This is a genomic window from Campylobacter concisus (assembly GCF_002912895.1).
Taxonomy (GTDB): Bacteria; Campylobacterota; Campylobacteria; order Campylobacterales; family Campylobacteraceae; genus Campylobacter_A; species Campylobacter_A concisus_G.
The window spans coordinates 1-453 of record NZ_POZX01000007.1 but is presented as its reverse complement, the minus strand read 5'-3'; the positions used below and the strand labels follow the sequence as shown (position 1 = coordinate 453).

Genomic DNA, 453 nt, shown 5'->3' with positions numbered 1-453 from the left:
AGCTTATCATCAACCCTGACGAAGAGAAGATCACTTATCTTGGCCGCGACATCGAGCTAAAAGGTAAGCCATTTGAGGTGCTTACTCACCTTGCAAGACACTCAGATCAAATCGTATCTAAAGAGCAACTACTTGACGCTATCTGGGAAGAGCCAGAGCTCGTAACACCAAACGTTATCGAGGTTGCTATCAACCAAATTCGCCAAAAAATGGACAACCCGCAAAATATTTCAACAATAGAAACTGTTAGAAGACGCGGATATAGATTTTGCTTTCCCAAAAAAGCTTAAGAAATAGATTTATACTGCAATTAGCATCTGGTGCGATGATGCTAATTGCCGTTGTTTCGGTGATGCTCTATCACTACATAAGAGTCACCGTTTTTCAAAGCGTAGTTAGTGAGCTAAACCAGCAAGCCACAGCTTACAAAAACAATCCACAAAATTTCAATCC

1 protein-coding gene is annotated in these 453 nt (G+C 40.8%); it reads left to right on the top strand.

Translation table 11 applies throughout. From position 1 onward, the window contains the following. The coding region (locus CYP51_RS00505) for a winged helix-turn-helix domain-containing protein (protein ID WP_141089674.1) at nt 1-290 on the top strand (290 nt) is incomplete at its 5' end. Nucleotides 291-453 lie beyond the last annotated feature (163 nt).